The following is a 20322-nucleotide window of genomic DNA, read 5'->3' on the forward strand; positions in this document are numbered from 1 at the left end:
CCATGCGCTTTTATTATAAAGGAAGCTTCGCTTTGCTCGCCCTAGGCCTAGCTACGACGACGCCCAACCTTGTCGGCAGATCCCAAGTCGATTCAGCACCCCTTGTTCCCTATTCCTCCCCCAACCCCACCAGCTCTCAGACCCTATTCTCCGAAATCCCCTCCACCCATTCCGGAATCGATCTCGTCAACAGCTACAACGACCCCCGCATGTGGGGAGAACGCTACCAGGAAATGGTTTTTGGAACCATTGGCACCGGAGTCGCCGTAGCCGACTACGACAAAGATGGACTACCCGATCTATTTCTAGCGGCTAAGACTGGAGGCTCACGACTGTATCGAAACCTTGGTGACTTTAAATTCGAAGACCTGACCGAGTCTGCCGGACTGAGTCTTCAAGACGACAGTTGGTCAGGTAGACTGAGAGGCCTCTTTGGCAGCGGCTCGGACCAAGACCTGCCCTGGGATCAAGGCACAGCTTTCGTTGATGTGGACAACGACGGATGGCTCGATCTCTACGTCACCTCTTTCAATGCGCCCAACCGCCTTTACATTAACCAAGGCGATGGCACCTTCCACGAAGAAGCAGAGCAAAGAGGGCTTGCCATTCAAGACTCAAGCGGCAGTGCCGCCTTCTGCGACTTCGATCGAGACGGATGGCTCGACGTCTACCTGCAAACCAACATGCTAGACGTCATCTCACAGCCCGACGGGAGACCTGACCGGCTCTTCCGCAACAAGGGCGACGGAACCTTCGAGGAAGTCACCCAATCCGCTGGCATCTCTGGCTCCACCTCCGGCCACTCCGTCGCTTGGTGGGACTACAACGAAGACGGCTGGCCAGACATCTACGTCTCCAACGACTTTTCCGTTCCCGATCGCCTGTATCAAAACAATGGCGACGGAACCTTTACCGATGTTCTCGAATCGGTCCTCCCTCTCACCCCATACTATTCTATGGGTGCCGACATCGGAGACATCAACAATGACGGCCTGATTGACCTCTTCGTCGGCGACATGGCCCCAACATCGCATGAAACCGACCACCGTGGCATGGCCATCTCCCGAGCCCGTGAACTCGCAAACCGCCCCCCCGAAGCAGCGCCCCAACGCATGCGCAACGCACTCTACCTAAACACTCGCTCCAGCCGCATGCTCGAAGCCGCTTGGCTGTTCGGCGTCGCACGCAGCGATTGGACTTGGTCAGTACGGTTCGAAGACTTCGACAATGATGGCTGGCTCGATCTCCACGTCACAAACGGAATGATACGAGAGTACCACAACGCCGATATCCTTAAAGGCGTCATGGGCGCCGTCAGCCGCCAAGCCCAGCGTGCTGTCATGAAACGCAGTCCCGTCATGGCCGAGAGCAACCTCGCCTTCCGCAATAAACAAGGGCAAGGCTTCGAACGCGTCGAGCAAGAATGGGGACTCGACCACCTTGGCGTCAGCTTCGGCTCCGCCACTGGAGATTTCGACGGCGACGGCGACCTCGACCTCATCTACGCAAACTACGACGCCCCCTTCACCCTATACCGCAACGACAGCCGAGACAACCGCGTCGTATTCGCCCTCCAAGGCAAGCAATCCAACCGCTACGCCATCGGAGCCTCCATCGAAATACAAACCGTATCTGGTAAACAGATACGTAAACACCTCAATGCCCGCGGCTACCTTTCCACTAGCGAACCCATCTTCCACTTCGGCCTTGGGTCAGAGGAAACCATCCAAACCGCCACCATCCGCTGGCCCAGCGGGAATGTGCAAACCCTAACCAATTTAAAGGCGAATCGCAAATACACCGTCCCGGAAGACAACTCGTCGCAGAACGGTACGCTCGCCACCATCCCGGATCCAGCGCCACAACTCTTTAGGAAAGCAGATTCCACATCACTGGCCTCTAACCTGCAGCCCCCAGTCCAGACAAAAGACTCCCTAGCCATCGCACCGCCCCTCGTTCCCCAAGGAATACAGTTCTTCCCAGACTTCATCTCAGTCCAAGCCGACCTCAACAACGACGGGACCCCCGACTACGTCATCGGTAACCTCGGTTTGAATACACGCTACCAAGCCAGCCCCGAGGCCCCCTTCGTTATTCTGGAAGGCCGCTTCGCCAATCCCCGAGAGACGCAACGCATCGAAGCCTACGTCGAAAACGGACGACTCCTCCCCTTCCGCTCGAGAAAGGACCTCATCGAGCTCATCCCGCCGCTCGAACGAAAATTTCCCAGTGCCAACGCTTTCGCCGCAGCCACGCTCGAAGAAATCCTCGGCCCAAGCGCAATCTCCAAAGCCTCCCGCCTTGAAATCACCGAACTGCGCAGTGGGGCGCTTATCTCAAGCCCCGAAGGTGAACTCACCTTCTTCCCCTTCACCGGACTCGCCCAAATCGCCCCCATCACCCACGTAGCCATCGCCGACTTCAACGGCGACGGACATCTCGACATTGCCGCCGCCCAAAACGAACACGACGTGGATCCCGTCATTGGCTACCACGACGGAGGTCTCGGTGTCATTCTGCTCGGTGACGGAACGGGCCACTTCAACAGCCTCTCCCCTTCCGAGAGCGGCCTCGTTCTTCCCGGTACCAACTGGCGTCTAAACGCTCAAGACGTCGACAAAGATGGCGACATCGACCTGATCGCCACCCCGTCCGAAGGAACAAGCCAAATCTACCTCAACCGCACAAACGACTGATCCCCATCAACCATTGTCGCTTTCACTGCGCTCTTGCACCTCTCGTGCGTCCGGCAGTTAATTTCCTCCACCGACAAGACCCATAACTCGTGACTCAAGCCCCAAAGACACAAACAACATTCCTGAGCTCCAAAGGCTGGCTACTCGCCTTAGCGGCGTCCTCGCTACTGCTGCTTTTCGCTCACTCCTCCCGCATCAAGCAGATAGACCACGTTTCAAATCTTGCCGGAGGAGACGAAATTGCAATCGACGCGTCTTCACCCACTGGATACGAAAACGGCTTCCGTAAACTCGTCGTTCCCGAAAAAAACACGAACAGCATTCAATGGATCATGCAGGTCCAGCAGCTCTTCGAAGAAGACACGCTACTACTTCGTCACGTCGACTACGACAATGCCCCAGACGGACGAAGCGTTCGAACCTCCTCGCTTTACCGGTGGTATCTCGGGAGCATAGCGTTCCTGAACAGCCTCCTCACCGGGAATCCGACAGGCGTATCGGTCGAAAAAGCTGCACTTTGGGCCGATCCCATCCTACAAGTAGCGACTCTTCTTTTGCTCGCTTGGTTCATCAAGCGCCATTTCGGTACATTGCCGGCGAGCTTTTTTGCAGCCGGCTTTGTAAGCCTCTTCCCTTTGAGTACCGCCTTCGCCCCAGGTCAGCCCGGCGAATCCTCCGTTCTCATCGCTTGCCATCTCGGCGCCATAGCCACCCTCCTGGTCGCCGTCCCAACCCCCTTACCCCCAAACGCCCCCACATCGCTTTCTAAGCGACGGCGCCTCTTCACCGCAAGCGGCCTGCTTGCCGGCCTCGGGATGTGGATAGGCATTGCGGGGACCTTGCCCCTCTTAATCGGAATAGTCCTGTCCGGCATCTTGCTCGCTTTCTTAAACTCCCGCCAAGCAGAATCAGATCCGCTACCATGGAGAGCCTGGGCACTTGCAGGAGCTTCCACCACCCTCGTGGCATGGCTCATAGATCGAGCTCCCGCTATCGCGGACGAAGCGTCCTGGCAGTCCGACTTTATCCACCCGCTCTACTCTGCAGCATGGTTAGGCTCCGGAGAGCTACTACGTTTTCTGTCCATGCCAAATAAAGGCTCAACTCGCCGCAAGGTTACCATAACCGTCCTTTGCTTGCTCCCAATAGCAGGCCTCGCCTACATCAGCAGCGTAAACTCCTCCGTGGAAGGATGGAGCTTGAATCCTGTATCCATAAAACTAACGCGTCTACCCATTGGCCCAGACGCAGCAGGTTTCGTTGAGTGGATCAAACAAGACGGAACCGGCCTCATGCTGATTGCCACTTTGCTCCCGCTTGCCACCCTAATCTCCCTTGCATTCCATCTGTTCACGACGAAACTCGCAAATGCCGAGAACCGGGCGCTGTTAATAATTCTCGGCCCCGTCCTACTCGCCGCTGTATTCGCATTCTCGCGACTCGGCTGGTGGAATCAAGTGGCCGCTCTCACACTCCTCCTTGCAACAACCGCCCTGACGAGCAAACACGTCAGCCAAGCCCTCAAGTGGAGCCTAGGCTCGACCATTGGATTCGCCGCCTTGCTCGGACTCTCCCTCTCCTACTCCGGTATCGGGAAAGCATCGGACAACCTAGTCGAAACCAAGGATTTCGAAAGCCTCATCGAGCGCCACCTCGCGCAATGGCTTGCCAGACGAGGGGCCATGCCTGGAGAAGTCGCTCTCGCTCCGCCCACCGTGAGCGCTACGCTTTCGTACTATGGAGGCCTTCGCGGTCTCGGTACACCGTATCCAGAAAACGTTGAAGGTTTTTCCACCGCAGTCCGGCTTTCCGCCGCCTCGACCGCAGACGAAGCGCACGCGCTTTCAGAAGGACGCGAGGTCAGCTTCATCGTCCACCCCTCTTGGGACACCTTCCTTGAAGAGTACGCTCGTCTCGGCACCGAGCATCCCGAAAACTCCTTCATAGCGCTGCTGAACCGCTGGCTCGCCCCACGCTGGCTCTATCCCGTAGCCTTCCAGCTTCCAGTTGTGCCAGGCTTCGAAAACGAATGGGTTACCATCTACCGTGTGGGCGAAGTACAGGACAACTCCAGCGCTATCGCCAGTCTCTTTGAGTACTTTTTGGATACTGGTCGCCGCCAACTCGCCGTCATGGCCCAAGAAGCGCTCGCCAACAATTTTCCCGATGAACTCGTTACCCACATAGCCACAGCACAACTCGCTATAGCTCGCGGCGACCCTCAAGGCTTAAAACTCGCCGCTGACAAAATCATTGGATCCATCAATGCCGGAACCGACTTCTACCTCCCTTGGAATTTCCGCGTGAGCGCCTCTATAGTTCTCGCCAACGCTAAGCGTATTCCCGAAACGAAAACGCAGCTAGGGATCTGTCTCGAGGAAATCACTACAGATCGCGTTCGACGCCTTCCAACCGGCTCCCTAACGAACCTGCTCCTTCTCTCAAAGGCACTCAAGGCCGACTTTCCCGATCCAGAAGTCAAAGCCTATGCCATAAGCCTACTTCCGAAGCAACAGCAAGCTGAGTTTCAGCAGTAGGCTATCCACTACTTCACGATTTCCCAAAGGCCATTTTCAGGGATCTCGCTCAATTCGCTTACTTGCCCATCCGTCCATCGTACAGCAACCCTCGCAAGCCTGCGCTCCTTCGAATGAGCCACCCAAAGAAGCGCCGATCCTTGTGACATCCAGCCCCCGCCCGAACCTACTTCTTGAATTCGCTCGTATCCATCTTCGTAGACAAACATTAGTTGCGCACCCACTGCGTTTGGGTTTGTTGCGGAACCCGTCAGATGAATAGCCAGCCAATTCGCCGCGTTACTCTTATTTTCAAGATAGACGCTTTCGCCACGATGCCGCGTCGAAAAAACTCCCGGCTTGCCATCTCCCGCAGCATCCAAAACCACAGCCGCTCGCCCGTTCCCCTGTATCGACACTCCTGAGCGACTCGGCTCTAAGACTTCAAAACGTCCGTCGCCTTTACCGGCTAGGAACAGACCCGCTCCCCCATGGAAGCTAGGCGTCGCTACGTCCGTATTTTGGCTGGCAAACACATCCAAATAACCATCCCCATCGAAGTCCTCGGCCAGCAATCCCAAAATCGGCCCGATCTGGGCCCTCGGCGGAAAAGGGGAAAATTCATAGCGCCCACCTTCTTGGCTAAGAAACACGCCCGAAAGAAAACTGTCAGCTTCGAAAACTTCAGCTGCATCCAAAGCACGAACTCCGAAGACTTCTTCCAAAGTGGCTTTCGCATAGTCATCACTCCGCGGAAAGCGTCGGAGGGCATGTCCGAGCCGACTGCCTATATCTCCACGAGCCCTCAGCGGATACAGCGTCCCATCTTCGTACACCGCTTCCGCGATCACTCTCTGGTTGCTAGCGCCGAAGGGTCCGTAGTACAAGCTCGCCGGAGCTTCCCGAGAAGCTTCATAGGTCGTATTCAATCCTAGGTTACCGACTGCGAAGTCAAGTCGGCCATCTCCATTGAAATCGCCGCTCGCCAAGCCATTCCACCAGCCGCGAAGGCCACTATCGAAACCAGCAGCCTCCGTCCTGTCTTCAAAGACACCGCCGCCCGCGTTACGGAAGTAGCGGACCGTATCCCACTCCAAAGCTGCGATCAGGTCCGGACGGCCATCCATGTCGATATCGCGAAACAAGGCACTCTTAACCAAACCAATATCATCCAACCCGGCGACCTCGCTTACAACAAAGCGTCCCCCCTGCCTCAACAACAAGAAACTACGCGGACTAGCCGGATACTCGCCGGGAATCGAACGGGCTCCCAGAAAGAGATCCAAATCGCCATCGCCATCTACGTCGCCTAGCGCCGCCGCTCCCACGTTGATAGAGAGACGAGGCAACCAGTTCGTCTTTGAGAATTTTCCTTTGCCATCGTTGGAATAGATCAAAGGCTCAAAACCCTGCGGCCATAGCTCCGATTTAGCGCTCGCCTTTGTCACCAGCAGATCCTCAGCTCCATCTCCGTTGGCATCGAAAAGCATGACCGGCCCGTCCTCGACCGCAGAAGCACCCAAACCCGAGACGGCGACCTGCTCGTATCCACCGTCCTTAGACAATAACAATCGAGCAGCGGAACCAGTCGTGGCGCCCACATAGACATCCTCCCGTCCATTGCCGTCGACATCCCCCACTGCCAAAGCAGGACCATGTCGATCGGTGCGAAACGGAAGCAGGAACTGCTCTTGGTCGGATATCGCAAGTCCCGACTCGTCCACGAACTTCAAGCCATAATCCTCGGCCCGAGGAACAAAAAGCGGCTCTCCCTGAACCTTTACTGGTCCATCGCGCGCTGCCCCCTCTTCCTCGATTAGATAAGCAAAGTTCGCATCAAGCTTCTCAAAGACCTGGGCTCCCCCCAATGGCCATTGGACCGTAAGTCGTTCAATCTCAGATTCCGAGCCAAGACCGAAATGAGTCACCAATTCGCTGCCTGAGGAATAGCCACGGGCCGAAGCTAAATCCCTCACCTGTACCCCCGACCTCGTTTCGACCTTTACAAGCGCACCCAATGCATCCCGGTTCGACTCGCCCCCGCGCAGGCGAACCTGTATGCGATTCCCCCCCGCAACGTCATTCCGGTAAACGCTGAGACCTCCTCCGTGGTTTAGGTACACAATATCCATGTCCCCATCCCTATCAAAATCGCCCATCGCCGCTCCGAAACTCACCCCGACGTCCTCAAGTCCCCAATTCTTGGTTACATCTTCGAAACGCCCTCCAGCTAAACTGCGAAAGGCTAAGTTCGATTCCTCCAAACGTGGCGAGCGATTCATAACGGCGATCCGCTGCGGCATGGAACGCGCTTGCATCATACGGGCCAACAGATCGCTGTTGTTCGCCTCCCGGACCATGCCATTGGTCACGTGAAGATCCATCCAACCGTCATTGTCGAAATCCTCGAAACGAACCGACCATGTCCAATCCGTCGCGTCCAGTTCCGCCCAACAAGCCGCTTCCCAAAAGGAATCCGTACCCATGTTGAGCAAGAGTGAGTTCCGCGTATACTGAGGAGCCACATGAATGCCGCCTCCCATTCTAAGCAAATCCTCCTTTGACGCTGCTGGCTTGCGACGCATCTCTGTCTCACGCGAGGTCGCCGCCATGTCGCCGAGGAAGATGTCGATATGCCCATTGTTGTCCACATCAGCCGTGTCCAGACCCATCGTCGAGTACGAGGTATGTGGGGCCACTTGGTCGACAACGTTGGTAAAGCTACCGTCTCCGTTATTCCGATACAAATAGTCGGGACCTGCATAGTCGTTGGCGATGTAGAAATCAGGCCAAAGGTCCTCATTGTAGTCGAACCAAATGACAGCGTGGCCGAAGGTATCTCCAGAGACTCCCGCCTCCTTTGTAGTCTCCACAAATAGCCCGCCCCCTGTGTTGCGGTAGAGGCGGTCCAAGCGACCATTCGACTCGGTCCCATCCATTTGGTTTGTGAGCACGAGCACATCCAGCCATCCATCTCGATCGTAATCGGCAAAGGCCCCTAAAACGCTGCCATCAGACAATCCCAGACCGCGTTTTTCGCCCTCCTCCTCAAAGGTACCGTCTCCTTGATTTACATAGAGTAGATTCGGGGCTCCATTTCGACAGACGTAGAGGTCCTTGTCTCCATCATTGTCGATATCCGCGAACACCGCCCCTTGACGCCAAACGACCTCGTCGTCCGAAGAAACCGCGTTCCTCAACCAACTCATCACCCCAGACTCCTCAGCTAGCCCAGCCTCTTCAGTTACATCCTCGAACCTCCAGTCGCCCAGATTACGGAAAAGGCGGCCTGGCTTCGTCTTCGTCGACACGTAAAGGTCGAGCTTCCCGTCACCATCGTAGTCGCCCGCCGCGATTCCCGAACCCATGCTGCCGCCCATGTACTCCCGATAGCGAGTTCCCCACATCTCTGGATCATCATAGGCGTTGTCGACCACAAGCCCCGTATCGTTCGGGTCCAACTTGGTAAAAAGGGTCGAGGCCCTAGATTCGGAGGGCACGGAGAATTCCGTTTTTTCGATAAGCTTGGAAAACGCCTTTTGTCCAGATACCGCGCTAGACGATAGTAAGGCAATTGTTACGAGAGCGATCGAATCAGTGCGTGTCATGCTTAAGCAAGACAGATTGAAGGACATCGAAAATCGCTTCGCAACTGAATTGTCCCCCTCGCCAAACTCAAACCGTTCCAAGTCTTGACCGAGCAGCGAACTATCCCATCAAAAACTCGCGAATTCAGTCATCTCGCACTCCTCCCAGAGGGGCACCGGCCAAATCCTCCCATTGGAGTCCTAAATTCGACCACGCTCTCGCCTTTGGGGCCCATGCGAACCGACATGATTAAAGTCAACGTGCGAATACAGGTTCTACAAGATGCCCTTTTGCATCAGTGGGCCAACAAGCGATTCATCGCGACCCGCACCCGCTATCGAATGAAAGGCAAACAATAGCCAGCCATTCGGAATATTGAAAAACCGCCCCTCGAAAACCGGCATTGAACGAAAAGGAAAACACGAGGCTGGAGGACCTGCTTCAACAGTAGACAAATAAAGCCCCATTTGGTTTAGTAAATAAAATCTATAACCTTGGATATAGCCAACAGCCCCATTCGGCATATTCTATTTATAGAGATGCCTGCAGCGTTTACTTCTAAGCGTTCCAAGGATGAACTAATGTTCACGATGAGGAAATTCCGACTCGCACGTACCCATTCCCAAGCAGCGAACATCATTGTGCCTTCCGCATCGTTCTCATCTGCAACACTCCAACAAAAACGGAACTCAAGATTCAACATCTCGTTTCCATTTCGAAACGCCCCCAAAACCTGATACCGAATCACGTATATTACTTTTGGATACACAAAAGCTAATGCTTTGTCAAAAAGATCGATATTATGAAGTACCTACTCTCGATTTTTAGCCTTCTGACCTGCGCCACTATCGCTGAAATGCATGCGCAGGACGAAGACTTTTACATATTCCTCTGCTTCGGCCAATCGAATATGGAGGGATTCCCAGGCATTCCGGAATCGGAAAAAGGTCCTGTCGACCCACGTTTCCAGGTCCTCGCTGCCGTAGACTTCCCAGAGCTGGGACGGGCAAAAGGCAGCTGGTACACCGCGACCCCTCCGCTAAGTCGCCCCTCCGCAGGCCTCAGCCCAGCCGACTACTTTGGCCGGGCTCTCGTCGAGGCCCTACCTGAAAACAAAAAAGTCGGCGTCATCAACGTCGCCGTCGGCGGCACCAAGATCGAACTCTTCGACGAAGCCGCGCGCGCGGCCTACCTCGCCGATGCTCCCGACTGGCTACACAACATTTCCAGCGCCTACGACAAGGATCCCTACGCTCGCCTAGTCGAGATGGGCAAGCTCGCTCAAAGGGACGGCGTCATAAAGGGCATACTCATGCATCAGGGCGAATCCAACACCGGCGATAAGGAGTGGCCCCACAAGGTGAAGACCGTATACCTGAACCTCCTCAACGATCTTGGCCTCAAGCCCGAAGACGTTCCTCTGATCGCAGGCGAGGTCGTTGCAGCCGACCAATACGGAAAGTGCGCCAGCATGAACGAGATCATCCGCACCCTTCCCGAAACCATTCCCACCGCTCACATCGTTTCTTCCGCTGGATGCCCGGACACGGTAGACGACCTCCACTTCTCTCCCGAAGGCTACAAAATGCTGGGCACCCGTTACGCCGACACGATTTTACCACTATTGGTACAGTAACCAAATATCCAATACTAATCATGCGCCCTTACCCCATCTTCGCCGCCTTCGCCCTATTGGCCTGTGCCACTTGCCACGCCCAACAGGCCAACGTAAACCTCGACTGGAATCCTCAAGAAAACACGGAAAACCTAACGCCCTTCAGCGCCCCGCTCAATTCGCCCGAGGTCCACGACGACCGAACCGTCACCTTCCGCGTCAAAGCTCCGAAAGCAGAAACGGTCGCCCTCAACGGAGCCATCCTCGCCGCATTCGGCCGAAACTGGAACGATACCCTGCCGTTCGAAAAAGGTGAAAACGGCATTTGGACACTGACCGTAGGGCCCGTCCGTCCCGACATCTACGCATACCTCGTGCAGGTCGATGGCGTCCAGGTCGCTGACCCATCCAATACCATAGCATCCTTCACCGGCATGCCGCCCTACAGCCAAGTGGTCGTGCACGGCGACGGTCCGGCTTACTACGATGCCAAGAACGTCCCTCACGGTGCCATCACTAGGCACATTTACCACTCGGACGTTACCCAAGGCGAACGCGATCTCTACGTGTATACGCCTCCTGGATACGACTCATCTATTCAATACCCCGTCCTCTACCTCATGGGTGGCAGCGGCGAACTCCCCCATAACTGGATACACGACGGGCGGGCCAACTTCATTTTGGACAACCTTTACGCGGAAGGAAAAGCCGAGCCTATGATAATGGTGATTCCAAACAACCAAGTCATCCACCGCAACCATCCCCAGCACCGCCAACTCAGCTTCGACATCCTCGAACGCGAACTGCGCGAACAAGTAATCCCACTAATTGACGCCAACTACTCCACCATCCCCAATCCGAGCGGACGCGCCCTCTCCGGTCTTTCGATGGGCGGTCGACACGCCATGCTAGTCGGGCTCAACTCACTCGATCTATTCGGCTCCTTTGGAATCCTCAGCGCGGGCATGACGGATGCCGAGGAAGTCCTCGCCGACTTCCTGAACGACCCTATGGCCAACCAGAAAGTCGACTACCTATTCATCGGCCAAGGGAAAATGGAAGCGGAAGGCCGCTGGAACGAACGCGTCCAAGCCCTCATCGACTCCCTCAAGGCTCACGACATCGAGTACGAGTATTCTGTCGCTGGATACACCGCCCACGACTGGGCAACATGGCGGGCCCTTTTACACGAGGACTTCCTGCCCAACCTCTGGAGAAAGCAGTAACAAAGCCCTTTACCCCTTATTCCCCACCATTCTCTCTCTTTCCGTGTTCCAAACCTTACGCCGCACCCCACTTTTTATTATCCAGACGATTGCGTTCGCTACGATGAGCCTCGCCGAAACAACCGACCGATCTGATATTCGCATCCGCGATCCCTTTGTGCTGCCTGACCCGTCCTCGAAAACCTACTACATCTACGGCACCACCACTTCCGGTATTTTCGATGGCAACATCGAGCGTAAGGCTGTGATGGTTTTCCGCAGCAAGGATCTGAAAAACTGGGAAGACCCCGTTCCAGTCTGGGAAATTCCCGAGGACCACTGGGGACGCGAAACAGTCTGGGCCCCGGAAGTGCATGAGTACAAAGGTCGCTACTACCTGTTCACCACCGTCACCTCCAAGGAGACCCTTCCCACCCCGCCAGGCCGTCCGCAAAACGTGCGGCGCGGCACAGAGATCCTCGTGGCCGACTCTCCGCTCGGTCCTTTTGAACCTTTCGAGAACGGCCCACAAACTCCCCACGACTGGATGGCCCTGGACGGCAGCCTCTGGGTTGAGGACGGCGTTCCCTACATGGTTTTCTGCCACGAGTGGGCCCAGATCACAGACGGCAGTTTCGACATCGTACAACTCAGCGAAGACCTCTCCCGTCCCGTCGGGAATCCAAAGCTCCTCTTCCATGCATCGGAAGCGCCTTGGGTTCGCTGCCGCGGGGATATAGGCGAACTGTATCAAGGAAAGCGATACCACGCTTACGTGAGCGACGGAAACTGGCTCCACTACACCAAAGACGGAACGTTGCTCATGCTCTGGTCCAGTTATGGCCCGACCAAGTATGCCGTTGGGATTGCCCGATCGCAAAGTGGCAGCGTTTTCGGACCTTGGGAACAGCTCCCCGATCCGCTCTGGTCCGACGATGGAGGACACCCAATGCTATTCAACACCTTCGACGGACGCCTCGTCATGGTCATCCACCAACCCAACCGCAAAGTCGAGCGAGCACGCTTCTTCGAAATCGACGACCTAGGCGACACCCTCGCAATCAAAAAGGAAATAGCCATCGATTAGGCACATCTTGAATAGCTGTATCCAAAATTCCTACAGACTGCAACGCGCTGTAATTTACTAAAAATAATTCAACCCTATCGCAAAACAATGACACTACCCAATACCGTACTCAATCTAACCAAATCAGCTATTTTCACGCTGACGCTTGCAGTCTCTGCGACAGCCATCGCCCAAGACGGAAAAATCTATCCCCTCGATCGCCCGGACGAGCCTAACGCCATTCCCCTCAACACCGGAGGCGTCGAAGGTCAGGAAAATCCAGAGAGCTGGTTCCGCCAATGGGGAGATCCCATGGCTCGCAATATCTCCGAAGCGACACTGACTCCGTTCCTGCCTGATCCTGAAAAAGCGAATGGAGCCGCAGTAATCGTAGCCCCCGGCGGAGGTTTCCGCTGGTTATCTATGGGCAACGAAGGCTGGGAAATCGCCGAGGCCCTCAACGAACAAGGTATCGCCGCATTCGTACTCAAATACCGACTACGCCCAACCGGAGCGACCATCGAGGATTTGGAGCGCAGCATGAACCGCACATTCTCTTCGGCCGGCAGCGGCGACAATCCCCCACGCCCGCAGTGGGATCTATCAAATCAACTCGAAGACGCCGAAGCAGCCTACGACATGATCATCGAGCGAGCCGAAGAATGGGGCGTCGACACGGACCGCATTGGCATGATCGGCTTTTCGGCTGGTGCTGGTCTGACCATGCACTGTACGCTAAATTCCGAAAAGATGAAGCTCGCCTTCATCGGTCCAATCTACGGCGGAATGGGACCGCAAGAAGTTCCCGAAGACGCGCCACCAATGTTCGCCGCCATCGCTACCGACGACTTCCTTTTCCGCGGTCAATTCGGCGTAATAGAGTCATGGCACAAAGCTGGCGTTCCCGTCGAATTCCACCTGTATCAGAATGGTGGGCACGGATTCGGACTCGGCAACCCCGACCGCACCAGCAACAAGTGGTTCGGCTCCTTCATCTACTGGCTGGAAGTAAACGACTTCCTCGAAGCTAAGTAAGTTTTCGAGAGCAGTTTCTGCTCCATCTTCAGTTTCTTTCACGCAAAAGCGTCGCTGCCATTCGGAGCGACGCTTTTTCATTTATTGCTTGGACGCAATATACTTCAGCGTGCCTCACGTTTTCGAGAGATGCCGATGCTTCCGATAAACCAGTGGAGTCGTCTCGAATATTGAGCGAAAGTGGCGGATGAAGCTGCTGTGATCGTAAAAACCCGACTCAATCGCGATGTCGGTAATAGGAGTATCACTGTTGAGCAATCGGTCGCTGGCGATCAGGACGCGCAAGCGCACGATATATTGCCTCGGAGTTGTTCGAAAAGTCTCCTGGAAACGTCGCTCGAGCTGTCGCTGCGAAAGCCCAATCCGCTTGGCAAGCTCCGGAATTGAAATCGGTTCCGAGTAGTGGCTGCGAATGTATTCTACGAGGGTGAAGATTACATCGTTGGAGTGATCCAGAATCCTCTCGTAGCTTTGCACGATACCGCAAATCCCAACCGTTTTCCCCTTCACGTCACGCATGGGAAACTTCTGAGTGATGAACCACTCGGGAAGGCGCTCGCGCGATGGGAAAAGCTCCACTAGGTTCAATAAGGGTTTTCCGCTGCGCAGGACCTCCAAGTCGTCGGCTCGAAATTTCCGAGCCATGTAGGCGGGAAAGATATCCATATCGCTCTGCCCGTGCAGGTCCTCGGCCCCGGACAGTCCGCAGCGTTGAGCGAATTCGCGATTGCCCATCAGAATGCGGGATTCGCGGTCCTTGACGAAATACATGATGCCCGGGAGGTGCTCGAAAACCTGGTTAAGCGATACGGTGGGATCGATGTTCGAAAACCAAGATTTCACTTCCAGCATGGCGAAAAAGTACAATTTTTAAGCCAGTCGATACAAGCTGTATTTCCTTCGGTGCGCTAGACTACAGTTGTGGGTCGGGCTACGTGCTGACCCCAGCCCTTCAACCCCATTACCCTTTCATGAAATTTGGAGCGAGCACTTGGCTTTGGACCTCACCTTTCGACGGCAGCGATGTTTCGTTGCTCTATAAGATCGCGGAGCTCGGCTTCGACTGCGTTGAGATTCCCGTGGAAGACCCGGAAGCGATTGATCCGGAAAAAATCGCCGCAGCACTGAAAGAAACAGGTCTTCAGGCGATCGTTTGCGCAGCGGTCGTGGGAGACCGAGACATTTCTAGTTCCGATCCCATCAAGGTTCAAGCTGCCGAAACCTACTTGCAGGCGTGTATCAAGCTAGCAGTGACATGGGGAAGCTCGCTCGTGGTGGGCCCGCTTTACGCCCCCGTCGCCAAAACTCGTTTGCCCACAGAAGTCGAAAGACAAGCGGAATGGTCCCGCTCCGTCGCAGGCTTGCGTCGCATGGCGGGTTTCGCCGCTGAAGCCGGAGTCCGCCTCGGTATCGAACCGCTGAACCGCTTCGAATCAGACATGGTAAACACTGCGGCTGATGCCTTGCGAATGCTTGACGAAATCGATCATCCGGCCATCGGCCTTTCGCTGGACAGCTTCCACATGAACATCGAGGAAGTCGATTTTTGCAAAGCAGTCGAGCGAGCAGGAAAACGTCTGCTCCACCTGCAGGTCTCGGATAGCCACCGCGGCGTTCCAGGCGATGGAAATAGCGATTGGACGGGCTTACGAGAAGGGCTTCGTCGCATCGGCTATGATGCAGCAGTATCGATCGAGAGTTTTTCGCCCGATACCTCCAGCTTAGCGGAAGCCGTCTGCATCTGGAAACGCTTCGCGCCGAGCCAAGACGAGTTCGCGAAAAGAGGTCTACAGTTTTTAAAGAGTTGGTCTGCCTGACAGATAAGGGCGACCTAGGTTAACCCCAAAAAGTGAATACGATGAAAGTTGCAATCATAGGGCTCGGATTTGGAGCCGAATTCATTCCCATCTACCAAGCCCACCCACGGGCTGAAATGTACGCCATCTGTCAACGCAACGAGGATAAGCTCAATGCGACTGGCGACCAGTTCGGAATCGCAAAGCGCTACACTTCGTTCGAAGACGTGCTGGCTGACCCGGAAGTTGACGCCGTGCACATCAATACGCCGATTCCTGATCATGGCCCGCAATCCATCAAGGCGCTGGAAGCCGGCAAGCACGTCGCCTGTACGGTGCCGATGGCGACAACTGTCGAAGACTGCAAACGAATCGTAGAACTGACGAAAGAGACCGGTCTTATCTACATGATGATGGAGACTGTTGTCTATAGCCGCGAGTACCTCTTTGTGAAAGAGATGTACGACAAGGGCGAGTTGGGTCGTATCCAATTTCTACAGGCAAGCCACCAGCAAGACATGGCTGGTTGGCCAGGGTACTGGGACGGCCTTCCACCGATGCACTACGCCACGCACTGCGTAGGACCCGTGCTCGGATTGCAACGCAAGCTGGCAGAGAGCGTTTCGTGCGTCGGTTCCGGAAAGATCGACGACGCGCAGGCTAACGTCTATGGGTCACCGTTCGCGATCGAGTCTTGCCACATCCAGATGAAGGATAGCGATGTGGCCGCTCGCATCTATCGCTCGCTTTTCGAGACGGCCCGTCAATATCGCGAGAGCTTCGACGTATACGGCTCCAAGAAGTCTTACGAATGGCCGTTGATCGAGGGTGAAGACCCTGTATTGCACACCCTCGGCAAACCAGAGCCCGAAATCCCAGAGCGGGTGAAGGTACCGGACTACGCCCATCTCCTGCCGAATGAGATCCAGCATTTCACGGGGCGCGGCGTTTACGATGCCGACGAGCACCAACACCTCTCCTTCACGCAAGGGGCTGGGCACGGAGGGTCGCACCCGCATCTCGTTGACAACTTCATCGGAGCGGTCCTCGACAAGTCCAATCCGTATCCAAATGCGGTGGAATCTGCCAACATCAGTTGTGTGGGCATCCTCGCCCACGAGTCAGCCATGAAAGGCGGCGAGCTGATGAGAATGCCAGATTTTACGCTCTCGCTGGACTAAACCAAAGGCGTCTCGCTCACGCGAGACGCGTACCCGCTTCTTTCTTGAAAATCCTGTAACTCGCAGATGAAACAATCCTTTATCCACCGACTGGCTGTGGTGGCCGCAATCGCAGCAATCTTTACGGCGGGCCCATCCGTTGCGGCCCAGGAAAACGATGACGATGGCGTTATCGACCTCCTGTTCATAGGGCACGGTCAACGCGAAGGTAGCGGTTACCACCTGTCGCACGTATTCGCTCCCGTCTTCAACCGCTCTCTCGGAGACGAGAAAATTCGTATGCGTTATGTGGAGACACTGGATGTGCTCAACCCGGAGGACTTGGCGGCAACCGACGCTCTGATGCTGTATGCGAATTACAATACCATCAGTGACGATCAAGAAGCGGCCTTGCTCGAATTCGTGGCGAACGGCGGCGGGTTCCTACCTGTTCATTGCGCGAGCGCCTGCTTCGGACATTCGCAGGAGTTCGTCGACCTTGTCGGAGCGCGTTTCCGCAGCCACGGCTACGAGGAGTTTTCTACAACGATACCAGAGGGTAGAGAGACACACCCCATTTTGCAGGGGTACGAAGGCTTCGTCACCAAGGACGAAACTTATGTGCACGCCGACCACAACGAGGACCAACGGGAAGTGCTGATGTTGCGGGAGGACGAGCCATGGACCTGGACTCGAACTCACGGTAAAGGCCGCGTGTTCTACACCGCTTACGGCCACGATATGAACACTTGGGGACAGGAAGCGTTTCACGACCTGCTGATTCGCGGGATTCTCTGGAGCGTCGGCGAGGAGAAAAGCGAGGCGAATCGGCGATTGGTAGCGAGCATGCCAGAGATGAAATACGAGGCTGCGGATACGATTCCAAACTACCTGAAAAAAAGCCCAGCTCCCCAGCTCGCGAGCGCCTTTTCTCCTGAAGAATCCGAGAAGCTAAGTCTCGTTGCGGACGGCTTCGAAATGAAATTGTTCGTGGCAGAGCCAGACATCGTGAACCCGATTGCTTTCGCATGGGACGAAAAGGGACGCCTCTTTGTTGCGGAATCTGTGGACTACCCTAATAACGTCGACCCGAACCAAGAGGGTAACGACCGAATCCTCATCTGCGAAGATAAGGACGGCGACGGGCGAGCAGATACTTTCACCGTGTTCGCGGAAGGACTGAATATCCCGACTAGTTTGACGCCCGTGGACGGCGGATGGATCGTGGCCCAAGCGCCTCATTTCCTGTTTCTCAAAGATACGAACGGCGACGACAAGGCCGACGTCAAGTATCCAATAAACGATTACTGGGGAATTCGAGATACTCATGCCGGTCCCTCTAACCTGCGCTACGGTTTCGACAATAAGATCTGGGGAGCCGTCGGCTACTCGGAGGTCGAGAAGTCGACACAGGGAGAATTTGGACAAGGTGTATTCCGCATGGATACGGATAACGGAACCGTCGAGCCAATAGGTCTCTTCAGCAACAACACTTGGGGACTAGGCATGAGCGAGGATTTCGAAATTTTCGGGTCAACCGCCAACAACGCGCCTGCTTGGCATGTACCTTTGTGGCGTCCTTTCACCTACGAGAGAAACCCTGCTCTCCCCTCTCAGCTTTCAGCGAAGATCGACGACTTTACCCAGTTCTTTCCCATCACGCATAAGTTTCTCCAGGTAGACGCCCACGGTCGCTACACCGCAGGTGCTGGCTTCAACCTGTACACAGCGCGAGCTTTCCCGAAACAGTATTGGAATGCCTCAGCGTTCATAGGAGGGCCAACGGGCCATTTGCTAGGCCAATTCTTCCTCGAAGAAGAAGGCTCTAGCTATGTTGCCCAAAATCGTGGTTCCATCTTGTCTTCGGTCGACGAGTGGCTGTCTCCAGTTTTTGCTGACGTCGGTCCCGACGGTCAGCTCTGGGTTGCGGATTGGTATAATTTCATCATCCAACACAATCCTCAACCCTCCAAGCAATCGGCAGGCTTCGATGCTGAAACGGGAGCGGGCAATGCCCATGTGAACCCGCTGCGCGATCGCCATCACGGCCGTATTTATCGCATCGTGGCAAAAGGGTCGAAGACCCCAAAGTCCCTCGACCTATCGGAAGCAAGTACGACGGAGCTGGTGGAAACCTTGGCCAATGACAATCTGTTCTGGAGGATGACCGCCCAGCGGAAACTGGTGAGAGAAAAACGTCGTGAGGCAATCCCTCAGCTTCGCGAAATCGTTCTCGAAGACAATTCAGTCGACGAGATCGGTTTGAACACGCGAGTCATCCATGCCCTTTGGAGCTTAAGCGGACTCGGCGCTTTTAACCTTGATTCAACACAGGCTGAATCGGTTGTTCTTGCGGCCTTAGAGCATCCGTCAGCATCCGTTCGCAAGAACGCAGTTATGGCGTTGACGGAAACAGGGAGCGAAGAGGAACTGAGTTTGGCTGCGAGCAAGACCGATGACGCTGATCCCAAAACCCGCTTGAAGGCGCTTCTCGCTCTGGGGCTTCTTCCGCCGTCGGAAGATCGATCAAACGAACTCCTGAGTCGCCGCTCTGAGTTTACGACCGATCCCTGGCTGGGCCGAGCATTTGCCTATGCTGTACTCGAAAATGGCGACGCGTATGTGAGACGTTTACTCGAAGGAGGGACGAGCATAGATTTCGCAAATGGATTCGACAGCATCGAAGAGGTGCCCGAGTACGTTGCCTTGAAGCTCTATCTCGCAAAGCAAGAGGGCGACCTCGTTGCCGCACTTGGAAACTGGAAGAGCCTCCCATCCGAGACAGTCGCAATCGCCAGCATGGCTCTCCTCGACGTATGGAAGACTCAACTACACGAGCCAAGCAGTAGCGACCTAGTCGCCTTGCAGGAGATGGCTCGTCTCGTCGACGCGGATACTCAAATGCAGCTGAAGCTGCGAACTGCAGGCCTAGATCTGCAGTTTTCAAAAATCGACGAAGAGAAGTACCAGGATTTCGTGAAGCAAAACACTTTCGAGCCTCAAATCTGGGGCTGGGGACGCGTTTCCTCGGGCGAAGAACTGTACATGCAACACTGCGTGGCTTGCCACGGTTCAGACGCAGGAGGCGATCAAGGACTTGGGGCTCCTTCCCTGCGCGGAATGGACAATTGGTACACGCAAACTCAGCTGCAGAAATTCTATGCAGGCGTTCGCGGGACCCACTTCAAAAATCCCCGTGGAATCGCCATGAAAGGAGCGCTGCAATTCCTCGATATGGAGACTCGTCCTCAGATGACCATTTCACACTTGGCCCACTACCTCGAGACGCTTGAGGCAAATGCTCCAGATGAGGCCACTTTGGAAGGCGATCCAGCGAAAGGCAAAACGCTGTACACGACCTGTGTGGCTTGTCACGGGCCCGAAGGTCAAGGTAACACGGAACTGGCAGCGCCGAAGCTCACCGGTAAACAAGACTGGTACCTCTACAAACAAATTCGCGAATTCCAGGAGGGGGTACGCGGGTCTGATCCACGTGATGCGAAAGGAGCAGAAATGGCCCTGATGGCAAAGACTTTGGTCGACGAGCAAGCCGTCAAAGACGTCGTCGCCTATATCCGTTCATTGGATACAAAATAAACCTATATTTCGAACCGGTAACGCTATCCTTTCCCTCGGCCTTCTTGT

General features: G+C 55.3%; 12 protein-coding genes. 9 read left to right on the forward strand and 3 right to left on the reverse strand.

Annotation, left to right across the window (positions count from 1 at the left end; genetic code table 11):
* The first annotated feature begins 2 nt into the window (after window positions 1-2).
* Together IEN85_RS02330 and IEN85_RS02335 are read left to right on the forward strand one after the other, a co-directional pair.
* Window positions 3-2696: a VCBS repeat-containing protein gene (locus IEN85_RS02330; protein ID WP_191615461.1), complete on the forward strand. Its 2694-nt coding sequence runs from the start codon at window positions 3-5 to the stop codon at window positions 2694-2696.
* 89 nt (window positions 2697-2785) lie between these two features.
* Window positions 2786-5233, forward strand: coding sequence for a hypothetical protein (locus tag IEN85_RS02335; RefSeq protein WP_191615462.1), 2448 nt, complete (start codon window positions 2786-2788; stop codon window positions 5231-5233).
* Window positions 5234-5241: 8 nt separating this feature from the next.
* Here IEN85_RS02335 and IEN85_RS02340 read toward each other — a convergent pair whose 3' ends face one another.
* Both IEN85_RS02340 and IEN85_RS02345 read right to left on the reverse strand, forming a co-directional pair.
* Complete coding sequence (locus IEN85_RS02340; RefSeq protein WP_224772413.1) at window positions 5242-8673, reverse strand: CRTAC1 family protein; 3432 nt, start codon at window positions 8671-8673, stop codon at window positions 5242-5244.
* 402 nt (window positions 8674-9075) lie between these two features.
* On the reverse strand, window positions 9076-9324 hold the full coding sequence (locus tag IEN85_RS02345; protein WP_191615464.1) for a hypothetical protein: 249 nt from the start codon (window positions 9322-9324) through the stop codon (window positions 9076-9078).
* A 278-nt stretch (window positions 9325-9602) separates the two neighbouring features.
* Between IEN85_RS02345 and IEN85_RS02350 the strand changes: the two genes are divergently transcribed.
* The 4 genes from IEN85_RS02350 to IEN85_RS02365 all read left to right on the forward strand — a co-directional run bounded on the left by IEN85_RS02350 (window position 9603) and on the right by IEN85_RS02365 (window position 13721).
* A complete protein-coding gene (locus IEN85_RS02350; protein WP_191615465.1) occupies window positions 9603-10436 on the forward strand; it encodes a sialate O-acetylesterase in 834 nt (277 codons plus the stop codon).
* Between the two features lie 20 nt (window positions 10437-10456).
* Window positions 10457-11641, forward strand: a complete 1185-nt coding sequence (locus tag IEN85_RS02355; protein ID WP_191615466.1) for an alpha/beta hydrolase — start codon at window positions 10457-10459, stop codon at window positions 11639-11641.
* 43 nt (window positions 11642-11684) lie between these two features.
* Window positions 11685-12707, forward strand: a complete 1023-nt coding sequence (locus IEN85_RS02360) for a glycoside hydrolase family 43 protein (RefSeq protein ID WP_318186571.1) — start codon at window positions 11685-11687, stop codon at window positions 12705-12707.
* Between the two features lie 87 nt (window positions 12708-12794).
* Window positions 12795-13721 (forward strand): alpha/beta hydrolase, encoded by a 927-nt coding sequence (locus IEN85_RS02365; protein ID WP_191615468.1) that lies wholly within the window; start codon window positions 12795-12797, stop codon window positions 13719-13721.
* Between the two features lie 114 nt (window positions 13722-13835).
* Here the strand turns inward: IEN85_RS02365 and IEN85_RS02370 are convergent, their stop codons facing one another.
* Window positions 13836-14573, reverse strand: coding sequence for an AraC family transcriptional regulator (locus tag IEN85_RS02370; RefSeq protein ID WP_191615469.1), 738 nt, complete (start codon window positions 14571-14573; stop codon window positions 13836-13838).
* A gap of 119 nt (window positions 14574-14692) precedes the next feature.
* Here IEN85_RS02370 and IEN85_RS02375 point away from each other — a divergent pair, with 119 nt between their 5' ends.
* The 3 genes from IEN85_RS02375 to IEN85_RS02385 all read left to right on the forward strand — a co-directional run bounded on the left by IEN85_RS02375 (window position 14693) and on the right by IEN85_RS02385 (window position 20274).
* Entirely contained in the window at window positions 14693-15538 is an 846-nt protein-coding gene (locus IEN85_RS02375) for a sugar phosphate isomerase/epimerase family protein (protein ID WP_191615471.1), read from the forward strand.
* Window positions 15539-15579: 41 nt separating this feature from the next.
* A complete protein-coding gene (locus tag IEN85_RS02380; RefSeq protein WP_191615472.1) occupies window positions 15580-16698 on the forward strand; it encodes a Gfo/Idh/MocA family protein in 1119 nt (372 codons plus the stop codon).
* A gap of 66 nt (window positions 16699-16764) precedes the next feature.
* Entirely contained in the window at window positions 16765-20274 is a 3510-nt protein-coding gene (locus IEN85_RS02385) for a PVC-type heme-binding CxxCH protein (RefSeq protein ID WP_191615474.1), read from the forward strand.
* Window positions 20275-20322: the final 48 nt, after the last annotated feature.

This window comes from Pelagicoccus enzymogenes, from assembly GCF_014803405.1.
Lineage (GTDB): Bacteria > Verrucomicrobiota > Verrucomicrobiia > Opitutales > Opitutaceae > Pelagicoccus > Pelagicoccus enzymogenes.

Coding starts and splice junctions, on each gene's coding strand:
- IEN85_RS02330 (WP_191615461.1), top strand. CDS start 3: ATGCGCTTTTATTATAAAGGAAGCTTCGCTTTGCTCGCCCTAGGCCTA.
- IEN85_RS02345 (WP_191615464.1), bottom strand. CDS start 9,324: ATGCCGAATGGGGCTGTTGGCTATATCCAAGGTTATAGATTTTATTTA.
- IEN85_RS02350 (WP_191615465.1), top strand. CDS start 9,603: ATGAAGTACCTACTCTCGATTTTTAGCCTTCTGACCTGCGCCACTATC.
- IEN85_RS02355 (WP_191615466.1), top strand. CDS start 10,457: ATGCGCCCTTACCCCATCTTCGCCGCCTTCGCCCTATTGGCCTGTGCC.
- IEN85_RS02365 (WP_191615468.1), top strand. CDS start 12,795: ATGACACTACCCAATACCGTACTCAATCTAACCAAATCAGCTATTTTC.
- IEN85_RS02370 (WP_191615469.1), bottom strand. CDS start 14,573: ATGCTGGAAGTGAAATCTTGGTTTTCGAACATCGATCCCACCGTATCG.
- IEN85_RS02375 (WP_191615471.1), top strand. CDS start 14,693: ATGAAATTTGGAGCGAGCACTTGGCTTTGGACCTCACCTTTCGACGGC.
- IEN85_RS02380 (WP_191615472.1), top strand. CDS start 15,580: ATGAAAGTTGCAATCATAGGGCTCGGATTTGGAGCCGAATTCATTCCC.
- IEN85_RS02385 (WP_191615474.1), top strand. CDS start 16,765: ATGAAACAATCCTTTATCCACCGACTGGCTGTGGTGGCCGCAATCGCA.